This window comes from Nocardia australiensis, assembly GCF_020733705.1.
GTDB lineage: Bacteria > Actinomycetota > Actinomycetes > Mycobacteriales > Mycobacteriaceae > Nocardia > Nocardia australiensis.
Window position 1 is genome coordinate 1,135,846 of record NZ_JAJFZM010000001.1, and the last position, 19,555, is coordinate 1,155,400.

Consider the following 19,555-nt stretch of genomic DNA (forward strand, 5'->3'; position numbering starts at 1 on the left):
GGTCACTGCGGCACGGGTCCCTGGTATGGACGGAATCCCGGATGGAATGGACCACCGGGCGGCTCCGGGGTGTCATCGATCGGTGGCCAGTCGTCGTCGACCTCGGCGACGCCCCGCGGGGGCTGGTCGCGACGATCCGGCTTCGGCAGGTCGCCGTCGACGTCATCGCCGGACTCGCGCCACCCGGCCTCATCGTCGGACTCGCGCCGCTCGGCCTCATCGTCGGACTCGCGCCGCTCGTCGTCGGCCCTGCGCTGTTCCACCCGCGGACGGGTACGGGAATCGGGCACTACCGCGAGAGAGGGACGGCGCGGCGTTTCCTGTGCGATCGACGCCAGTGCGGCGGGCTTGTCGAGTTCCTCGTCGTATTCGGACGCGTCATAGGCCGAATCCTCGAAATCCGGCCCGTCGTAATCATCGGCGGTCTTCGGGGTGCTCGGCGTCTGCGGCCGGGACGCACCGATCGGGGCGTCGGACTCGTCATGCCGGTCATACTCGTCCGAATCGCCGCGCCGCGTACGCGCGCGTGGATGCGGGCGACCGGGATCGTGGTCACCACCATCGCCACCGAAGACGTCGCTGACCGGGGGCAGCACATGCAACAACCCCGACAGCCGCAGCACCGCGTCGATAGCGGTTTCCCAATCACGCGCGACCGTACCGACATTCAGCATGCCGAGCGTCCAGTTGCCCTCACTCCACAGCATCTGCACCGAATCGGACAGCGTCTCGATGAAGGCGACCATGCGCTGATCGACCGCATGCCTCGCGATCTCCGGATTGGTCGCGAAAACCACCCGATCGCCGATGGCGCCGAGCAACTCCAGATCGGCGTCCTTCGGCGGTGACGCGGTCTTCAGGCGCATATCGACATCGATGTCCGAGCCGATCTGCCTGCGCACCGCAACCAGCGTCGCCGCGTCTTCCAGGTCGAAGAGCACGAACTTCTCGCCCTTGCGAATGCCGGACACCACATCGACCGCGGAGAGGTAGCCGAGCTTGGCCAACGCACCCCGGCGCCAGGTCGACGCGAGTGCCGGTTCCACCGACACATACGTATATCCCTGGGCTTTCGCCCAGACCTGGCGCGCATGACCGGTCCGCTGTCGCTGAACCCGGTCGAAATAGAGCAGCACTATCGCACCAACCAGCGCGATCGCCGCCAACCCGAACCACATTGCCGTCATCGCCGTCTACCCTAACCAGCCGACGGATCGATTGCCCGTCACTGCCCACCCAGGAAGGTTCGGGTCGTTCATCTCGGCCCTCCCGGCAGCGATGTGCTGATAATGATCCTGGCCTGAATCGACCCGTCCGCGGCCTTGTCACCTTGGATGACAATCATGTCACCGACCGGCAGATCGGTGGCCTTCGCCGCCGACAACGAGATGACCTGGGTCTGGGCATCGGTGTGCACGGTGACCGCCGAACCCGACAGCGAATCGACGGTGAGCGTGCCGCCGTTGTTGGCGCTGATGGTGCCCATGGTCGCGCCGAGGCCGTCGATATCGCCGAGCCCGGGCAGGCTCGGAATCGTCGCGGTGGACTGGCCGGATTTCGGCGTCCCGGTCTCGCGGGCCGCGGGCGGCAACGTCACCGTGGCGGAGCTCGCCGCACTCGTCGACGACGAATCCTTACTACCGAGCAGCAGTCCCGCGACCACACCGGCGACCGCGATCAACGCGACGACACCGATCACGAGCGCCACCCACAAGCCAGTATTGCGTTTCGGCGGTGGGTATTGATCGACCGGCCCCGGCGGTCCGGGCGGGACACCGCCGCCGCCGGTGCCCGCGGGCATGGTCGTGTCAGCCCACTGCTCGCCGTAGGTGCTTTCGTAGCCGCCCCACTGGTTGTCGTACGGCGGTAATTCACGGGTGGCGTTCACCGGGGGCGGCGGCCACGGCTCCATCTGCTCGGTCGACGGATAGGCGGGCGCCGGTTCGTAGGTGTAGGTCTCGGTGGGGTCCGCGGGCTGATCGAATCCGGACTTTCCCGGCGTACCCAGATGCTCGGTCGGGGCATCCTCCGGCCGCCGCGCCCACGGATCGTTCGGATTCGTCATGGCCTCCAGGGTAGGTTGTCACACCTCGCGCGTCACCGACCGACGAGCAGGCTTTCGCCATTGGGCGTCACAGTGACCGTGACCGTGTCGCCGTCGAGGATCTCGCCCGCGAGCAGTTCCTTGGCGAGGGTATCGCCGATGGCCTGCTGGATCAGCCTGCGCAACGGCCGTGCGCCGTAGATCGGGTCGTAGCCGCGCACGGCCAGCCAGAACCGTGCCGAATCGCTGACGTCGAGCTTCAGCCGACGCTGCGAGAGCCGCTTCTGTAGCTGGTCGAGCTGGATATCGACGATCGATTCCAACTGCTCCTCATCGAGCGAATGGAACATGACCACGTCATCGAGCCGGTTGAGGAATTCCGGCTTGAAGGCCGCGCGCACGGCTTCCATCACGAACTCCCGATCGCCGCCCGCACCGAGGTTCGAGGTGAGGATCAGGATGGTGTTGCGGAAGTCGACCGTGCGCCCCTGACCGTCGGTCAGCCGTCCCTCGTCGAGCACGGCGAGCAGGATGTCGAATACATCCGGGTGCGCCTTCTCGATCTCGTCGAACAGCACGACCGTATAGGGCCGCCGCCGCACCGCCTCCGTGAGCTGACCGCCCTGGTCGTAACCGACGTATCCGGGCGGGGCACCGACGAGCCTGGCCACCGCATGCTTCTCGCTGTACTCGCTCATATCAATGCGGACCATGGCGCGCTCGTCGTCGAACAGGAAGTCCGCCAACGCTTTTGCCAGCTCGGTCTTACCGACACCGGTCGGGCCGACGAACAGGAACGAGCCGGTCGGGCGGTTCGGGTCGGCGACCCCCGCGCGCGCCCGGCGCACCGCGTCCGACACCGCCTGCACCGCCTCGGGCTGCCCGACGACGCGCTTGCCGAGCTCGTCCTCCATGCGCAGCAGTTTCTGAGTTTCGCCCTCCATCAGCCTGCCGACCGGGATCCCGGTCCACGCGCCGACGACCTCGGCGATATCGTCGGGTCCGACCTCCTCCTTGAGCATGACCTCGCCGTCACTCGCCACAGCGGAAGACTTTTCGGCCTCGGCGAGTTGCTTCTCCAGCGCCGGGATCTTGCCGTAGCGCAGCTCCGCGGCCTTGCCGAGATCACCGTCGCGCTCCGCGCGCTCGGACTCGCCGCGCAGTGCCTCCAGCTCCTCCTTGTAGACCCGGACCTGGTCGATGGCGCTCTTCTCGTTCTGCCAGCGGGTCATCAGCTGGTTGAGCTTCTCGCGATCATCGGCGAGTTCTTGGCGCAGCTTGTCCAGCCGCGCCTTCGACGCGTCGTCGGTCTCCTTGCTCAGCGCGACTTCCTCGATCTCGAGCCGTCGCACCGCGCGCTCCACCTCGTCGATTTCGACAGGGCGCGAGTCGATTTCCATGCGCAGCCGCGAGGCCGACTCGTCGACCAGGTCGATCGCCTTGTCCGGCAGGAACCGAGAGGTGATGTAGCGGTCGCTGAGGGTGGCGGCGGCGACCAGCGCGGAATCGGTGATCCGCACGCCGTGGTGCACCTCGTAGCGCTCCTTGATACCGCGCAGGATGCCGATGGTGTCCTCCACCGAGGGCTCGCCGACCAGCACCTGCTGGAAACGGCGTTCGAGTGCGGCGTCCTTCTCGATGAACTTGCGGTACTCATCCAGCGTGGTGGCGCCGACCAGCCGCAGCTCACCGCGAGCGAGCATCGGCTTGATCATGTTGCCCGCGTCCATGGCGGATTCGCCGGTCGCCCCGGCGCCGACAATGGTGTGCAACTCATCGATGAACGTAATGATCTGTCCCGCACTATTTTTGATGTCCTCGAGCACGGCCTTGAGCCGCTCCTCGAATTCACCGCGATACTTCGCGCCCGCGACCATCGCGCCGAGGTCCAGTGAGACAACGGACTTGCCGCGCAACGACTCCGGCACGTCACCGGCCACGATGCGCTGGGCGAGGCCCTCGACGATAGCGGTCTTGCCGACGCCGGGTTCGCCGATGAGCACCGGATTGTTCTTGGTGCGGCGGCTCAATACCTGGACGACACGGCGGATTTCGGTGTCTCGACCGATCACCGGGTCGAGCTTGCCCGAGCGGGCCGCGTCGGTGAGGTCGGTGGAGTACTTCTCCAGCGCCTGGTAGCTGCCCTCGGGGTCGGGGCTGGTGACCCGGGCGCTGCCGCGAACGGTGGTGAATGCCTCACGCAGCGCGTCGGCGGTGGCGCCGTATTTGACCAGCAGCATCGTCACGTCCGAGTCGCCGCCGGCCAAGCCGACCAGCACATGCTCGGTGGAGACGTATTCGTCGCCGAGCTCGGTGGCCAGATGCTGCGCAGCGGTGATCGCGGCCAGCGCCTCACGGCCGAGCTGCGGGGTGGTGGTCGCGCCGGTCGCCTGTGGCAGCCGGTCGACGATGTCCTGACTTTCACGACGAACTGTCGCTGGATCGACACCGACGGCCTTCAGCAGCGGTGCGGCGATGCCGTCGGTTTGATCCAGTAACGCCACCAGCAAGTGTGCCGGACGAATCTCCGGATTGCCCGCGGCCGACGCGGCCTGGAGGGCGGCGGTCAGGGCCGCCTGAGTCTTGGTGGTGGGATTGAACGAGTCCACGAGTCACCTTCCTAGTAGTCGATTCCGCGGCGCCCGAGTTCGCCTGATCGCGCGTGTGCCGCACGGCTCGGTACCGCTTCAAACCGTCCAACGCGGGGGAAGTTGAGTCTGTTCCGCTCAAGTTTGAAATTTTTGATTACCTCGACAAACGCTACGCCGTGACATCGTCGAATGCGATGAATCACGACGTCAGTGGTGTATGGATACCTACGACGGCCGTTGCCGTTTCGATGCTTCAGCCTCCAGAGCCGCCAGCCCGAATCAAGGAGCGAATGATGCGCGCGATCGTGGTACGGAATTTCGGAGCAGCACCCGAGTTGGCCGATATGCCGGTGCCCGAACCCGGCCCAGGTGCGGTGCGCGTACAACTAGAGGCAGCCGGTGTCAACCCGTTCGACCAGCGCATGGCCACCGGATTCCTGGATGGCAAACTGCCCCACGACTTTCCGATGATCCTCGGGGTCGACGGCGCGGGTGTCGTGTCCTCGATCGGCCCCGGCGTGAGCCGGTTCGCCGTCGGCGACCGCGTGGTCGGCACGTTCCTGACCCCACCCGTCGGCCACGGCAGTTTCGCCGACTACTCGGTGGCGCCGGAGGACGGCACCCTCGTTCACATCCCGGACGGCGTTCCAGCGGGCGCCGCCGCGGCGCTGCCGACCGCCGGACTCACCGCGCAGGACCTGGTCGACGCCAGCGAAATCGCGCCGGACCAAACGGTTCTGGTGATCGGTGCGACCGGAGGCGTCGGGTCCTTCCTGGTGCAACTGGCGAATACCGCAGGCGCGCAGGTCATCGCCACCGCGCGCGGCGATGCCGCCGATCAGATGACCCGGCTCGGTGCGGCCACGACGGTGGACTACACCGACGGCACGGTCATCGAGCAGGTCGCAGCCGCTTATCCGAACGGCATCGACGTCCTGTTCGACCTGGTCAGCCCGCCCGAACAGCTGGCGGCGGCGACCACGCTCGTACGCAAAGGCGGCACCGTCTACTCCACCATCTCGGCCGCCGACGAAGCCGCTTTACGCGAGCGCGGCATCAACGGCGGAAATTTCGAATCCACCGGCGGCGCACCGGAATTGACTCGCCTACTGCGACGCGTCGCCGCAGGCGACATCGTGGTCCCGATCGACGCGACCGTCCCGCTCGCCGAGGCCGCCACTGTCGTCGGCGCGTCGGGCGCGCGCGGCAAGACCGTACTTACCATCTGAGCGCCGATGAGCACCGTCGAATTCGGCCTGTTCCTCATCCCCGAGGCCGACAACTATCAGCAGCTCGCCGAGGTGACCGCCTACGCGGAAAGCGCCGGGCTCGATCTGATCGGCATCCAGGACCATCCCTACCAGCGAAGATTCTTCGACACCTGGACACTGATCACCAGTCTCGCCGTGCGAACCTCGCGGTTGAGGTTCTTCCCCGATGTCGCGAACCTGCCACTGCGCAATCCGGCCGTGCTCGCGAAATCTGTTGCTTCCCTTGACATCATCACCGATGGACGAATCCACCTCGGACTCGGCGCCGGAGCGTTCTGGGACGCGATAGCGGCATTGGGCGGACCGCACCTGAGCAAGGGCGAATCGGTTCGGGCGTTGAGCGAGGCCATCACCGTGATCCGGGCCATGTGGAGCGACGAGCGCTCGGTCCGAGTGCCCGGCACCTACCACTGGTTGGCCGGTGCCAATCCCGGTCCGACACCGCGCCACGACCCCGGTATCTGGCTCGGTGCGATGGGTCCGCGCATGCAGGTGCTTACCGGCCGACTCGCCGACGGCTGGTTGACCTCGGCGGCCTGGGCACCGCCGGAGTTCCTGACCGAGGCGGGCAAGCGCATCGATGGCGCCGCCGTGGCGGCGGGCCGTGACCCAGCCATGGTGCGCCGGATCTACAACGTCTCCGGCACCATCACCGACAACGGCGTCGACCACGGCTTCCTGGAGGGCCCGCCGCAGCGCTGGATCGATGACCTCGGCGCACTACACCGTGACCAACGCATCGACGCGTTCGTCTTCTGGCCGACCGAGGGCGATCCGGTCGAGCAAATCCACCGATACGCCGAGGTGGTGGCCCCCGCGGTCCGCGCCGAAGTCACCCGCTGAACGCCTGCGACAACCCTTGCGACAGGCCCACCGCGCCTGATGTTTGCCCACCGATTACCGTTGGCGCGGGTCGTGATGACCCATACCCACACGACCATGCGATTTTCGGGGATACTTGGCTGGCGGAGGACCGCCGGTTACGGATATGTCCCCGGGCAGAAATTCAGAGGGAAAGGAAGCTCCACGTCGTGGATGCGCGTTCGGCTGCGCTGGTCCGCGCCAACTTTCGTTCGGTGCTCGAATCGCCGGGCGGAGCCGAGCGGTTGATCAGTGCGTTTTACGGTCACCTGTTCGCCGAGAACCCTCGGTTACGTGAACTGTTCCCGCCTGCGATGCAGATGCAGGCCAAGCGGATGGTTACGGCGATCCAATACATGCTCGACCACCTGGAGGACTGGGAGCGGGCGCAGAAATTTCTCGAGCAGCTCGCCCGCGACCATCGGAAGTTCGGCGTACTGCCGAGCCACTATGACGCCGCCGGCCGTGCCCTGCTCGCCGCCTGCCGCTCCTACCACGGTCCGAACTGGAATCGGTCCCTGGACGAGGGCTGGCGCGACATCACCATCCTGATCTCCGCGTCCATGGCCATCGGCGCCAACTCCGATAAGTCGCCGCCGTCCTGGGAGGCGACCGTCGTCGGTCACCGCCGCGTGCTGGAGGATCTGGCGATCGTGCGGCTGCAGTCCGAAGAACCGGTCCCGTACCAGGCCGGGCAGTATGTGCCGATCGTGATCCCGCAGCGCCCGAAGCTGTGGCGCTATCTCTCGCCCGCGATTCCGGCGAATCCGTACGGCGAGGTCGAATTCCACGTCCGCAAGATTCGCGGCGGCTGGGTGAGTCCGGCGATCGTCAACGAAACCAAGGTCGGCGACAAATGGATGATCGCCAGTCCGCTCGGCGGCCTCCACATCGACCGCGATACCGATCGCGACGTGCTGCTGATCGGCGCGGGCACCGGCATCGCCCCGCTGCGGGCACAACTCATCGAAATGGGCCGGCGCGGTATCAACCCTCGCGTGCATTTCTTCATCGGCGGGCGCTATCCGTGCGACCTCTACGACGTGGAGAACATGTGGCAGCTCTCGCAGAGCAATCCGTGGCTGACCATCGTGCCGGTGTGTGAGCAGAAGACCAACCCGTGGTGGTATCCGCATCCGCCCGCCGACGCGCCCTACGGCATGCACCGGACGCTGATCGGAAACCTCGGTGCGGTGGTCGCCAGCTTCGGCGCCTGGGCGGACCGGCAGATTCAGGTCGCTGGGTCGGCGCGCATGATCGCCGACACCCGTCGCGCGCTGATCGCGGTCGGCACCCCCGAGTGGAACATCAGTTCGGATCCCGTGTGAAAGAGGAGGCCCCGTTGGGGACTAACGGCGCTGGGCCGCAAGCACATACGCCCGAATGGACTTCGACGGTCGTCGGCCACCACCGGTTGCGCCACGACCTCGCGGTGATCCGGCTGATCGGCGAGTTCGTCCCGTTCACCGCGGGCCAGTCGGTCGAGGTGCGGGTACCGCAGCAGCCGGGGGTGCGACGCAGACTCTCGCCCGCCCTGCCGCCCTCGCTGGACGGCAAGCTGGAATTCCATGTACGAACCATCCCGGGCGGCTGGCTCAGCGGGTCCATCGTCACCGATACCGCGCCGGGCGACGAATGGCACATCGCCGCGCCGCAGGGCGCGTTCGCGGTCGATCCCGACGGCGCGGAGGTGGTGATGATCGCGGGCGGCACCGGCCTGGCTCCGATGCGCGCGCAGATCCTCGACCTCGCCCGCCACGAGAACCCGCCGCCCACTTACCTTTTCATCGGCGGGCCATTCCCACGCGACCTGTACGCCGCCGACATGCTCCGGCTACTGACCGACGAATTACCCTGGCTCACCGTCATACCCGTGGTGGAAAGCCTCGACGACCCCCGACGGATCGACGAATGGTACGAACAGTCCCGCGTTGACATCGGATTCCCGGTCGACGACATGCTCCAGGGCACGCTCGCGGACGTGATCGGCTCGCACGGGGCTTTCGACAATCATCAGGTTCTCGTCTGCGGCTCCCCCGCCATGACCAGGGTGACCGTTGACCGTCTCCGCGAAACCGGAACCCCTGCCGAGCGAATCCAATTCGAGGGGATCTGAGCCCCCGGCGCGGCGCAATTTCGGAAATCCTGCCGCCGCAACGACTTCGGGCCTCGGCCCGGTTCATTTCGAACCGAGCCGAGGCCCGATGGTCGTCAACGGCGTATCAGCGCCGATTACGTGGCTGCCACACCACCAATGCGGTGCTGCGTTGCGGCGGTGACAGATCAGGACGGTAGCCCGCGTGCAACCGATCCACCTCGGCCGACAATTCGGCGACGCGTTCCTGCAATGCCGCGACATGGTTGGTTAGTTCGATAATGCGTTTGATGCCGGCCAGATTGACGCCCTCGTCCTGGGACAGCCGCTGCACCTCGCGCAGCAGCTCGACGTCCCTGGCCGAGTAACGCCGACCGCCACCCGAAGTCCGTTGTGGCGTAACCAGTCCCAAACGGTCATACGTGCGCAGTGTCTGCGCGTGCATGCCCGCGAGCTGAGCCGCCACCGAGATCATGAAGACCTGCGCCTCGGTGCGGCCCGTGTTGCTGGGTCCACCGGCCGCATTCTTCGGATCACCGGACATTACGCACCTGCCCATCCTGCACGTGGATCGAACCCGCTGGCTTTCTCCGCCTCCGCATAGCGCCGCAGCGCCTCGGCGGCATTGTCATCCAGCTTCTGTGGCACGGCGACCTTGACGGTGACCAGCAGATCACCGGCACCACCCGCGGCGCCACGCTTCGGCACGCCGCGACCACGCACCCGCAGTATGCGCCCGTCCGCGGTGCCCGGCGGCACCTTGACGCCGACGCGCCCTTCCAGAGTGGGCACCGAAACCGTTGTGCCCAACACCAATTCACTGTAACTGACCGGCAGGGCCAGGGTCAGGTCGTTGCCGTTTCGGCCGAAGACCTTGTCCTGGTTGACGTGCACGACGACAAAAAGGTCACCCGAGGGTGCGCCCCGAAGTCCCGCCTCGCCCTGACCGGCCAGCCGAATCTTCTGCCCGTCGGTGACGCCAGGGGGAATCCGCACCGTGATAGTGCGGGTCCGGTTCTGGACGCCATTGCCGTGGCAATCGACGCACGGGTCGTCGATGATCGAGCCGGTGCCCCGGCACTCATCGCACGGCTCGCTGAACCCGAACGCACCCTGGTTGCGGCTGATGACGCCGTTGCCATTGCAGACCGGGCACACTCGGGGACTCGTCCCGGGCTTGGCACCGCTGCCGTGACACGTCGTGCACGGTGACGGACTGGTCATCCGCAGCGGAACAGTGACACCCTGCGCGGCCTCGCGGAACCCGAGAGTCGTCTCGGTCTCCACATCCGCGCCGCGCCGAGGTCGGCTGGCCGACCTGGTCGTGCCACCCCGGTTGAACAGCCCACCCAGCAGGTCGCCGAGACCACCGTCGTTGGCATTCGCCTGACCGAAGATGTCGCCGATATTGAAATCCTGCGAGAAGCCGCCGCCCGCACCGGGATTGAACCCGCCGCGGCCGTACCCACCACCGCCGCCACCGACACCGCCGCCGGCGAACAGTTTGCGGGTCTCGTCGTACTCCTTGCGCTTAGCCGGATCCGACAGCACGGCATGCGCCTCGCTGACGGTCTTGAACCGCTCCTCGGCCTTGGTGTCGCCGGGGTTGGCGTCCGGATGCAAGTCACGAGCCAGCTTGCGGTACGCCTTCTTGATTTCGTCCTGTGAGGCGCTGGAGGAAACGCCCAGCTCCTTGTAGAAGTCCTTTTCGATCCACTCCCGTTGACTCACCGGGCATCTCCTCCTTCCATGCTGTATTCGCGACATCCCAGGGACCGTGGGTGGTCACGCTGCGCTCGCGCCGGGCTTCTATTGATTTGTTGTGCCGGCATCGGAACCAGCATTCGAGGCATCATCGGCCGACAGGTCGGACACTCCATCGGTTACCCCGACCATCGCGTGCCGAAGCACCCGATCGCCGAATCGATAGCCCTTGCGCATGACAACACCGATCACCGGATCGTGCCCGGAGCCCTCGTGCTGCACGGCCTCGTGCAGGGTCGGGTCGAAAGGCTCACCCTCCGAACCGAATTCCTCCAGACCCTGTTTGTTCAGCGCGTCGGTCAGCTTGTCGGCGACCGACTTGAGCGGCCCGGTATCGAGGTCACCGTGCGCCTTGGCGCGATCGAGATCGTCGAGTACACCGAGCAATTCGGTGACAACGGTGGCCTTCGCGGTGTCGATGGTGGCCTTGCGGTCACGCTCGACACGACGCCGGTAGTTGGCGTACTCCGCGGTCAGCCGCTGCAGGTCCGCGGTGCGCTCGGCCAGCTCATTGCTGATCGAATCGGCCAGTACCTCGGCACCGCCCGCCGCACCGTTGCCCGCTTCCGCGCCGGACCCGGCGTCGGCGCTTTCGGCCGCCGCCGCGTCCCTGATCTCACCCGTCTCCGGGTCGACCTTGCGGTTGTCGACAAAGGTGACCGGCTCTTTTTCGGAGCTGCTCGGAGCCCCCGAATCGCCGCGTGTCACTTCTTCTCCGTGTCGACAGGCTCGTCCACAACCTCCGCGTCGACGACCTGGTCGTCGTCGGCGGTGGCACCGGCGTCTCCGTTGCCCGAGGCCGCGGACTCGGCCGCCGACGCCTCATAGATGGCCTGGCCCAGCGCCTGCGACTCGGTCGCCAGCTTCTCGACCGCGGCCTTCACGACGGCGATGTCGGTGCCCTTCAGCGCCTCGTTCGCTTCGGCGATGGCCGCCTCGACCTTGGTCTTGGTCTCCGCGGGGACCTTGTCCTCGTTGTCCTTGATGAACTTCTCGGTCTGGTGCACCAGCGACTCGGCCTGGTTGCGGGTTTCGGCCTCTTCGCGGCGGGCCTTGTCCTCGGACGCGTGCTGCTCGGCGTCCTTGACCATGCGGTCGATCTCTTCCTTGGACAGACCGGAGCCGTCCTGGATCTTGATCGTGTTCTCCTTGCCGGTGCCCTTGTCCTTCGCGGTCACGTGCACGATGCCGTTGGCGTCGATGTCGAAGGTGACCTCGATCTGCGGCACGCCACGCGGGGCGGGCGGGATGCCCGTCAGCTCGAAGGAACCGAGCAGCTTGTTGTGCGAGGCGATCTCGCGCTCACCCTGGAACACCTGGATCTGCACCGACGGCTGGTTGTCATCGGCCGTGGTGAAGGTCTCCGAACGCTTGGTCGGGATGGTGGTGTTGCGCTCGATGAGCTTGGTCATCACGCCACCCTTGGTCTCGATACCCAGCGACAGCGGGGTCACATCGAGCAGCAGGACGTCCTTGACCTCACCCTTGAGCACACCGGCCTGCAGGGCGGCGCCGACGGCGACGACCTCATCCGGGTTCACACCCTTGTTGGGCTCCTGGCCACCGGTCAGTTCCTTGACCAGCTCGGTGACGGCAGGCATACGGGTGGAACCACCGACGAGCACGACGTGGTCGATGTCCTTGACCGAGATGCCCGCGTCCTTGATCACGGACTGGAACGGCGCACGGGTGCGGTCGAGCAGGTCCGAAGTGATCTTCTGGAACTCGGCGCGGGTCAGCTGCTCGTCGAGGAACAGCGGGTTCTTGTCCGCGTCGACGGTGATGTAGGGCAGGTTGATCGAGGTGCTCTGCGAGGAGCTCAGCTCGATCTTGGCCTTCTCAGCGGCCTCGCGCAGACGCTGCATGGCCATCTTGTCCTTGGTCAGGTCGATGCCCGCACTGGCCTTGAACTTGTCGACCAGCCAGGAGACGACGCGCTCGTCCCAGTCGTCGCCACCGAGGTGATTGTCACCGGAGGTCGCGCGGACCTCGACGACGCCCTCACCGATTTCCAGCAGCGAGACGTCGAAGGTGCCGCCACCGAGGTCGAAGACCAGGATGGTCTGTTCCTTGTCGCCCTTGTCCAGTCCGTACGCGAGCGCGGCGGCGGTGGGCTCGTTGACGATGCGCAGTACGTTCAGGCCCGCGATCTGACCGGCCTCTTTGGTGGCCTGGCGCTGCGAGTCCTCGAAGTAGGCGGGCACGGTGATCACCGCGTCGGTGATCTCCTCGCCCAGGTATGCCTCGGCGTCGCGCTTCAGCTTCATCAGCACGCGCGCGCTGATCTCCTGCGCGGTGTACTGCTTGGCGTCGATGTCGACGCTCCAGTCGGTGCCGATGTGGCGCTTGACCGAGCGGATGGTGCGGTCGACGTTCGTAACCGCCTGGTTCTTGGCCGGCTGACCGACCAGTACCTCGCCGTTTTTCGCGAACGCGACGACCGAAGGGGTGGTGCGCGATCCTTCCGAGTTGGCGACGACGACCGGCTCTCCGCCTTCGAGAACGGCGACGACCGAGTTCGTGGTCCCGAGGTCGATTCCGACCGCACGAGCCATGGTTTTCCTCCTAGTTGACGTAACAAACTGTGTTGGTGCTGGGCGAACGATCGCCCTGCGGCCGGGTTTCTCAGTGACACTTCCCTGGGACACTTCCCTGGGATCCGCCGGTGCCGCGAGACCTCGCCTCAGCACCTCACTGAGCACGATCCCAGCAACGCTGAGCGTGGTCCGCTCAATCTTGCACCCGACTACCTCCGGGAGTCAACTCAAACTTGAGTTGGATGCACTCAACATTGCGTAGGCCACAACCGGCGACCCGCGCGATCTATTCCCGATCCGGATTCACGGTCAGCCGTCTGCCATTCGTGCCAGCTCAGAACTCACCGGCGCGGATTGCGCGCGTCGGCACACCCGGGGTGAACACCGCCCACGGTCCCCAGTTGCCCGAGGTAGCACCCGGATTATGCGGCCACCAATCCACCGCACCTCGAGGCAGATTCACGGCCTGGCGACAGTCAACGGGATAGACCAGGATGCACACCCGGACGTAGACCGTCGTCGGCGACCGTCCGTCGCAGAAATTCGGCGACTTCAGCGGCTTGACCCGCGCGGCAGTCAGCCCAGGTGTTGGTCTCGGTCGCGTTGGCGGTCGAACCAGGCAGGGGTGGCGAGATCGGTGGTGGGGTGGACGAGGGCGGTTTTGCCGTCTTCGAGGTAGAAGGGCTGATTTTCGAGGCGGGCACGGAAGGCGTGCCAGATGCGGCAGGCCGGTCCCGGGATCATGAAGTCGTCGAGGGTGTCGACTCGGACCCATTGGTAGCGATCGATGTCGGTTGGCGGCAGTTCGATGGTGCTCTCGTCGCCGAGCGCGCCGCAGTCGAAGACATAATGGGTTTCGTCGCCGGTGCCCGCGGCGCTCGCCCAATCGTGGACCAGCAGCCGCTGCGGCGGACGGTCCAGACCGAGTTGCTCGCGAATCCGACGACGGCAGGCGGCGGTGGGCGATTCACCCGGATCGGCATAACCGCCCGGGATAGCCCATTCACCTCGATAGATCGTGTGTACGAGCAGCACCTCTTCGTCGCGCACGAACAACGCGCCCACGATCAGCCTCGCCCGGACGAAAGGAACCTCGGCACCGTTCGTCATACCTCACGACCTCCGCTCGCCGGGCCAGGAAATGCGGCGCATCCGGCCGAGCGCTACCCACAGCCGGAGCGGTGTCCATGCGACATCGAGCCGCCGCACGACCACTCCACCTTTACACCGACCCCACCCCGCCGTACAGCGAATCCTCTCCCCACCAGGTCAGCGCCCGCTGGGCCGAGCCCGGTTCAGACGTCTGTGGGGTGGGCGAGGACCTCATCGGCGACGTGTTCGTCGAGGGCGACTCGGACGAGGGCAGCTGCCAAGGTCGCGGTCTGGTCGTCGGGGGCAAGCGCAGCGAGAAGCTCGGGGTCGGGCGGGAGATTTATCCGCTCGGCACCGCGTCGAGCGCGTTCATCGAAATGGGGGCGGACCCAGGTCCAGACGTCTTGGATCTCGCGCAGGAAGATATCGCTACCGGTAGGTCCGATGCCCTGGAATTGTTGTAGCAGCCGCGCGGCGTGTTTCACGTCGTGGACGGATTCCTCGGCGAGCTTACGCAGGTCACCGCCATATTCGTCGAGGACGCGGCAGGCGTTGGCACCGAGCCGGGTTGCCGCGCTCTCGTCGTAGCGCTTGTAGTGGGCGCGGTCGAGCACGTCGACGAGTTCCTGCCAGTCGGCATCGGCGACGCGGCGCGGGGTGCGGTAGCCGGTGTCGATCAGTGCCCTGGTGGCGGCCACCGCGATGCGCGCGGTGATCCGGGTACTCAGTAACTCAGCCATCATGAGCAGCTGAAACAGCGGTGCGGGTCGATCAGCCAGCTTGATACCGGCCTCCGCGGCGTAGCCGGTACCCGCCCGGTCCAGCAATGCATTGACAACATCCTGTTGGCTCATTGCACACTCCCTGATCGGATATCTATCGCGTACCCGCAAAAGCGCGATCGACACCCGGGGGCGGATACCCGACGGTCACTAAAGATCCAGAGCCGGTCGACCGCTAGGACCCGTTGACAATCCTTGCTCGCGACCGCGCGTGCCGACGGAACTGTCGAGGCCGGAACCGCAGGTATTCGAGACATCCAGCGACGGCCAGGTATTCGCGGTCGAATCGATGGCCGAGGAGGCCACACCGGAGACCCGATCCCACGCCGCCGCCGAGGCTCGCCGCACCATGCGCGCCCGCATCAACCGAACCACCCACTCCCGCAGCCGATTCCACCCCGGGAATACACAGGCTCGCCGACCCCTGTGGACAACCTCCCAAGACCCGCAGCAGTACCAACCCCCGTCCCCAAACCTCACGTCACTGTTGATAGCGCCACCAAGCCCCGTGCCCAACTCATCCACAGCTCCTCACAGCCCTGTGGAAAGACCACTCCCCAATTCGGCACCGCCCCGAGCGCACCACCCGAGCCCTTGTGGACAAACTCGAATCCAGCCCACTGCCCACCGGCGCGCCACCACCGACACCACCGGTCAGCCCCCGTTTCCACACCCGTACCGAGACCCGCGACCGCCTGCGTACCAGCGCCGACAGCGCCATCAACACCTGTCCCCAACTGCGCCCCGCATCCACAACACCGTTAAGACCGGTAGACAAACCCGCACCAGCCACACCCGTCGACGCGCCAGTACCTACCCGTGTCGCGGCGGCGAGTGCGCCGTCCAGGCCGGTCGTGATGGTTCCGAGTTGTGCACCGGCGTCAACAACGCCCTGTAGACCTGTGGATAAGCTCGCGTCGCGGTCTGTGAGGGTTCGCGCGCCTGCGCCGATGGCCGCCCGCGAACCGGGTGGCCACGATCGATGACAACTGAGAGCCGCCGGTGACCAAGGCCGATTCGGCGACCATCGGGGCGACGGCTGCGATGTCCTCGGGTGTCACCGCCGACAAACCCGCCGCGGCCAATGCCTGTCCCGGGTTGGCGCAGTGCGCGACCGCCGCCTCATGGTGACGCAGCAGGTTGAGAATGAATTCCAGAATCGCATTGGGTGTCATCGAAATTTCCCCGTACCTTCCCCCGAATCGGTAACGGCGCCCGGCCAGCAACCGACAAAACTGACGATCGGTAATACCCACAACGCGTACCGGACCATCGAGCTTTCTCGAACGGGGTTTCTCCAATGACAGAGCGTCGGATGCTCGGCATCACGGTCGGAGCGTTGAATTCGGTCGCCGTGGCGACCATGGGGGACCCCGGTGACAGCGATGGCGGCTCCGCCACGGGCACGGTGGCCCGAACCCACCCGACCATCCTGCGCCTGACCACGGACGCCGCCCCCACCCGCGCCGAATCCACCGGCCGGCATTCCAGCGATGTCATCCTGGAGAGCTTCCTCGCGAGAGTCGGCGACCCGGTCGACATCCCACCATTGCGTAATACCGACGTGGCCGATGACGAATTCGATCTACTGACCATTCGCTACATCCCGGCTAACACGCTACGTGGAAAAGAATTCGATCCGTTCGATCCGGTGATCGAACGTGAATTGTCACAATTGCGTGATCGCCGCAGAAATGTGAAAGAGAATCTGTCCATAAATACCGCGACCGTGGTCCCGGTGCGCGTAGATCCCGCCGCTCAGCACGCCGACAACATCCGCCTGGTCCGCGACGAACTCGCGGACCTCTTACGCGGACCACTGCTGGGCTCCGCGACGACCGCGCCCGGCCTACCGAGCGACACCTCGAGCAACACCGGCGACACTGTCGGTGGCGTGGTCGGCACCGTGCTGCGGCTGCCCGGTCAGATCGTCGGAGGCGCCGGTGGCTGATATCGCGTTCGATACCCTGCCGTGCGCGCGAGAGATCTTCCGGGAACTGGATTCCGCCGACCAGCGACGGGCCGTCTATCTCATTCGAGGCCGCTCCGGAACCGGTAAGTCCACGCTGCTCTCGACGCTGCGAGCCCGGCTGCGAACCGCCGGAATTCCCCTGTCGGGCGATCCGACACCCAATGACCGGACCGGAGCCGTTCCCGCGCACTCCGGCAATGGATCTCACCCGTCATCGGTCGAACCGGCGATGATTATCGACGATGCCCACAGCCTGAGCGAATCTGATCTCGAAAGCCTGTGCACCAGTATCGAATCCGGTGATCGCACGGTCATCATCGCAACCCGGCCCCGTCCGCATGATCCGAGCCTGCGCCTCCTGACCGATACGGTGGCGCGCCACGGCCGAGTTGTCGACCTACGCCCCCTCGGCGTCACCGAAATCGCCCCGTTCGCCCGTGAACTCGGCATGGCGGTGCCACGTCCGGTGGCCAAGCACATCCACACGCAGACCGCCGGCATCCGTGGTGGCGTGGTCGCCGCACTCGCGGCCGCGTTCTCGGCCCGTCTGAACGCCGGTATCGACGCGGTTGACGATGCCGTGGCGAGTTGGGCACGCACCATGCTCGAGCGTCTCGAACCAGATCTGCTTGCGACCATGGTCGTTGCCGCGACCGGCGCGGGACTGGACGCGGGCGAACTCGCCGAGATACTCGATGTCGACGCGAAAACGGCCCAGGATCTCATCGACCAAGCCAGGGCAGGCGCGCTGGTGACCGATGCCGACCTGCTGCTGGCCCCGGCAGTCGGGCCGTTGCGCACCCTGCTCGGCGAGCGCCGGTTCGTCGCGGTGCAACTCGGGCTGCTCACGGCGCGGCTGGAGACGGGCCTCCTGCGCGAGCATACCGCGCTGATGCTCGCCGAGTCCGGTGTGCGAGACGCCAGGTTGGCCGAATTCCTTTGTGCCGCAGCGATAAAAGCGGGCGACGAGGCCGCCCGCTATTACGCTGCGGCCGCCGCAAGCGGCGCCGACCCCGACGTTATCGCCGTCCGCTGGGCCGAAGCGGCAGGCCGGATCGGTGACGGCGAGACGGCCATGCGGCTGGCCGAGCCCGTGCTGGCCCGATCAGGCGCGAATGGTCCGGAACTCGCTGCCGCAGTGCGAATCTGCGCGGCGGTACTGACCCGCCGTGGCCTGACCAGTCGCGCGGCTGCGCTCTACACCTGGCTCGGATCGCCTCGCGTGGGCGCGGATTGGGCCATCGGCGCCACCGTGCTGTATCTCGCGGGCGACCTGGCCGCCGCGACGGACATGTCCCGATCGGCGACGCGATGGCCACCAACCGAGACCAACGCGCCTGCCCGGCTGATCGCGACCGCGCTCGCGCAAACCATCAATGGATACGAAACCGATTCCACCGCAGCGGTATCCGTGCTCATCCAAGCTGCACAGACCGATTCCGGCGTGGACCGGTTCCTGCCGTGCACCGCCGCGTCGATCGCGACCCTGCTGTGCCTGAGTACCGGCGTGCCGCGACGCGCCGGTGAGGCGCTGGGCCGCGGCACCGGCAGCGGGCTGTGTTGCCAACAACTCCAGGTGCTCGCGGCCTTGACGGCGATGCTCGGCGGCGACGAGGCGACCGCATCGACCACAATTGCCGCGCTGCAACCGAATTCGCTCGACATCCGCGACCGGCTGCTCGTGCACAGTGTCGCGGTCGGCCTCGCCAGACGCGGCGGCGATCATGCCGCGCTCACCCACGCCTGGCAGGCCGCCTACCCGCTGTTCGACGATGTCGACGCCGATCTCCTCACAGTGCTGCCGATCGGCGAGCTGTGGCTGGCCGGCATCCGGCTGCACGACGAACGCCGCATAGCACCACTGGTGGACGCGACGCGCGCACTGTTGAAAAGACTGGATCACCCGCCAACCTGGGCCAACGCCTTCGATTGGTACGGCGTGCAGGCCGCCATCGCACACGAACGCCCCGATGAGCTGCTACCCCACGCCCGCAGGCTCGAGGCGGCGGCCGAGGCCGGCGACCGGCAGGCCACCGTGCTGGCCGACGCGGGACGCACCTGGGTGCTGGTGCTGCGTGGGCGGGTCGAGGTCGCGCAGGTGCAGGCGGCCGTTGCCGGACTCGGGGAGATCGGCCTGACCTGGGATGCCGCCCGGCTCGCCGGCGAGGCGGCACTCGCCGTCGCCGATTCGGCGACCGCGACGACGTTGTTGCGCCTGGCCCGCGCGGTCCGCAGTGACGCGCGCCCGCAGCAGCCCTCGATCCGACCGCCGGCGCCCGTCGTGGCATCGAACGGCCGAGGGACGCAAGCACACGATCAGGCAACCGGAACCGCGGCGGTCCTCAGCGAAAGGGAGCGCGAGGTCGCCGAACTGATGCTGCTAGGTTTGACCTACCGGGAGATCGGCGCGCGGCTGTTTATCTCCGCGAAGACCGTAGAACACCATGTCGCCCGCATCCGGCGCCGGATCGGTGCCAGTTCGCGTTCGGAGTTATTGTCGATGCTGCGCGCCATGGGACACGGCTCGCTGCTGGTGTGACCGATGG

16 protein-coding genes are annotated in these 19,555 nt (G+C 66.5%); 6 read left to right on the top strand and 10 right to left on the bottom strand.

Annotated elements, in window-relative coordinates:
- Window positions 1-2: 2 nt before the first annotated feature.
- From LKE06_RS05185 to clpB, 3 genes are all read right to left on the bottom strand, one after another.
- On the bottom strand, window positions 3-1,187 hold the full coding sequence (locus LKE06_RS05185; RefSeq protein ID WP_227997471.1) for a TtfA family protein: 1,185 nt from the start codon (window positions 1,185-1,187) through the stop codon (window positions 3-5).
- A 68-nt stretch (window positions 1,188-1,255) separates the two neighbouring features.
- Window positions 1,256-2,065: a DUF5666 domain-containing protein gene (locus LKE06_RS05190; RefSeq protein ID WP_227997473.1), complete on the bottom strand. Its 810-nt coding sequence runs from the start codon at window positions 2,063-2,065 to the stop codon at window positions 1,256-1,258.
- A 32-nt stretch (window positions 2,066-2,097) separates the two neighbouring features.
- The gene (clpB, locus tag LKE06_RS05195) at window positions 2,098-4,653 is read right to left on the bottom strand and encodes an ATP-dependent chaperone ClpB (RefSeq protein ID WP_227997474.1); all 2,556 of its coding nucleotides are present in this window, start codon (window positions 4,651-4,653) and stop codon (window positions 2,098-2,100) included.
- A 275-nt stretch (window positions 4,654-4,928) separates the two neighbouring features.
- Between clpB and LKE06_RS05200 the strand changes: the two genes are divergently transcribed.
- From LKE06_RS05200 to LKE06_RS05215, 4 genes are all read left to right on the top strand, one after another.
- Entirely contained in the window at window positions 4,929-5,864 is a 936-nt protein-coding gene (locus LKE06_RS05200) for an NADP-dependent oxidoreductase (RefSeq protein WP_227997476.1), read from the top strand.
- A gap of 6 nt (window positions 5,865-5,870) precedes the next feature.
- Complete coding sequence (locus tag LKE06_RS05205) at window positions 5,871-6,749, top strand: LLM class flavin-dependent oxidoreductase (protein ID WP_227997477.1); 879 nt, start codon at window positions 5,871-5,873, stop codon at window positions 6,747-6,749.
- 188 nt (window positions 6,750-6,937) lie between these two features.
- On the top strand, window positions 6,938-8,095 hold the full coding sequence (locus LKE06_RS05210) for a globin domain-containing protein (protein ID WP_227997478.1): 1,158 nt from the start codon (window positions 6,938-6,940) through the stop codon (window positions 8,093-8,095).
- Between the two features lie 14 nt (window positions 8,096-8,109).
- Window positions 8,110-8,883 carry an FAD-binding oxidoreductase gene (locus tag LKE06_RS05215; protein ID WP_227997479.1) on the top strand — a complete coding sequence of 258 codons (774 nt, stop codon included), beginning with the start codon at window positions 8,110-8,112 and terminating at the stop codon, window positions 8,881-8,883.
- Between the two features lie 106 nt (window positions 8,884-8,989).
- Here the strand turns inward: LKE06_RS05215 and LKE06_RS05220 are convergent, their stop codons facing one another.
- The 7 genes from LKE06_RS05220 to LKE06_RS05250 all read right to left on the bottom strand — a co-directional run bounded on the left by LKE06_RS05220 (window position 8,990) and on the right by LKE06_RS05250 (window position 16,212).
- On the bottom strand, window positions 8,990-9,406 hold the full coding sequence (locus LKE06_RS05220; RefSeq protein ID WP_227997480.1) for a heat shock protein transcriptional repressor HspR: 417 nt from the start codon (window positions 9,404-9,406) through the stop codon (window positions 8,990-8,992).
- Complete coding sequence (dnaJ, locus tag LKE06_RS05225; RefSeq protein ID WP_227997481.1) at window positions 9,406-10,593, bottom strand: molecular chaperone DnaJ; 1,188 nt, start codon at window positions 10,591-10,593, stop codon at window positions 9,406-9,408. The genes LKE06_RS05220 and dnaJ overlap by 1 nt, the downstream gene beginning before the upstream one ends.
- Before the next feature lie 78 nt (window positions 10,594-10,671).
- The gene (gene grpE / locus LKE06_RS05230) at window positions 10,672-11,334 is read right to left on the bottom strand and encodes a nucleotide exchange factor GrpE (RefSeq protein ID WP_227997482.1); all 663 of its coding nucleotides are present in this window, start codon (window positions 11,332-11,334) and stop codon (window positions 10,672-10,674) included.
- Window positions 11,331-13,181, bottom strand: coding sequence for a molecular chaperone DnaK (gene dnaK, locus LKE06_RS05235; RefSeq protein ID WP_227997483.1), 1,851 nt, complete (start codon window positions 13,179-13,181; stop codon window positions 11,331-11,333). Before dnaK ends, grpE begins: the two co-directional genes overlap by 4 nt.
- A 558-nt stretch (window positions 13,182-13,739) precedes the next feature.
- Window positions 13,740-14,273: an NUDIX domain-containing protein gene (locus LKE06_RS05240; protein ID WP_227997484.1), complete on the bottom strand. Its 534-nt coding sequence runs from the start codon at window positions 14,271-14,273 to the stop codon at window positions 13,740-13,742.
- 185 nt (window positions 14,274-14,458) lie between these two features.
- Entirely contained in the window at window positions 14,459-15,109 is a 651-nt protein-coding gene (locus tag LKE06_RS05245) for an endonuclease (RefSeq protein WP_227997485.1), read from the bottom strand.
- Between the two features lie 809 nt (window positions 15,110-15,918).
- Window positions 15,919-16,212 carry an IniB N-terminal domain-containing protein gene (locus LKE06_RS05250; RefSeq protein ID WP_227997486.1) on the bottom strand — a complete coding sequence of 98 codons (294 nt, stop codon included), beginning with the start codon at window positions 16,210-16,212 and terminating at the stop codon, window positions 15,919-15,921.
- A 125-nt stretch (window positions 16,213-16,337) separates the two neighbouring features.
- Here LKE06_RS05250 and LKE06_RS05255 point away from each other — a divergent pair, with 125 nt between their 5' ends.
- Together LKE06_RS05255 and LKE06_RS05260 are read left to right on the top strand one after the other, a co-directional pair.
- Window positions 16,338-16,988, top strand: coding sequence for a hypothetical protein (locus LKE06_RS05255; protein WP_227997487.1), 651 nt, complete (start codon window positions 16,338-16,340; stop codon window positions 16,986-16,988).
- Window positions 16,981-19,548, top strand: coding sequence for a LuxR C-terminal-related transcriptional regulator (locus tag LKE06_RS05260; RefSeq protein ID WP_227997488.1), 2,568 nt, complete (start codon window positions 16,981-16,983; stop codon window positions 19,546-19,548). The genes LKE06_RS05255 and LKE06_RS05260 overlap by 8 nt, the downstream gene beginning before the upstream one ends.
- The last annotated feature ends 7 nt before the right edge of the window (window positions 19,549-19,555 follow it).

What these genes read in the sequence shown, in the direction of transcription:
- LKE06_RS05240 (WP_227997484.1), bottom strand. Translation starts at nt 14,273, where the DNA reads ATGACGAACGGTGCCGAGGTTCCTTTCGTCCGGGCGAGGCTGATCGTG.
- LKE06_RS05220 (WP_227997480.1), bottom strand. Translation starts at nt 9,406, where the DNA reads ATGTCCGGTGATCCGAAGAATGCGGCCGGTGGACCCAGCAACACGGGC.
- LKE06_RS05205 (WP_227997477.1), top strand. Translation starts at nt 5,871, where the DNA reads ATGAGCACCGTCGAATTCGGCCTGTTCCTCATCCCCGAGGCCGACAAC.
- LKE06_RS05200 (WP_227997476.1), top strand. Translation starts at nt 4,929, where the DNA reads ATGCGCGCGATCGTGGTACGGAATTTCGGAGCAGCACCCGAGTTGGCC.
- dnaK (WP_227997483.1), bottom strand. Translation starts at nt 13,181, where the DNA reads ATGGCTCGTGCGGTCGGAATCGACCTCGGGACCACGAACTCGGTCGTC.
- LKE06_RS05245 (WP_227997485.1), bottom strand. Translation starts at nt 15,109, where the DNA reads ATGAGCCAACAGGATGTTGTCAATGCATTGCTGGACCGGGCGGGTACC.
- LKE06_RS05190 (WP_227997473.1), bottom strand. Translation starts at nt 2,065, where the DNA reads ATGACGAATCCGAACGATCCGTGGGCGCGGCGGCCGGAGGATGCCCCG.
- LKE06_RS05185 (WP_227997471.1), bottom strand. Translation starts at nt 1,187, where the DNA reads ATGACGGCAATGTGGTTCGGGTTGGCGGCGATCGCGCTGGTTGGTGCG.
- LKE06_RS05255 (WP_227997487.1), top strand. Translation starts at nt 16,338, where the DNA reads ATGACAGAGCGTCGGATGCTCGGCATCACGGTCGGAGCGTTGAATTCG.
- LKE06_RS05250 (WP_227997486.1), bottom strand. Translation starts at nt 16,212, where the DNA reads ATGACACCCAATGCGATTCTGGAATTCATTCTCAACCTGCTGCGTCAC.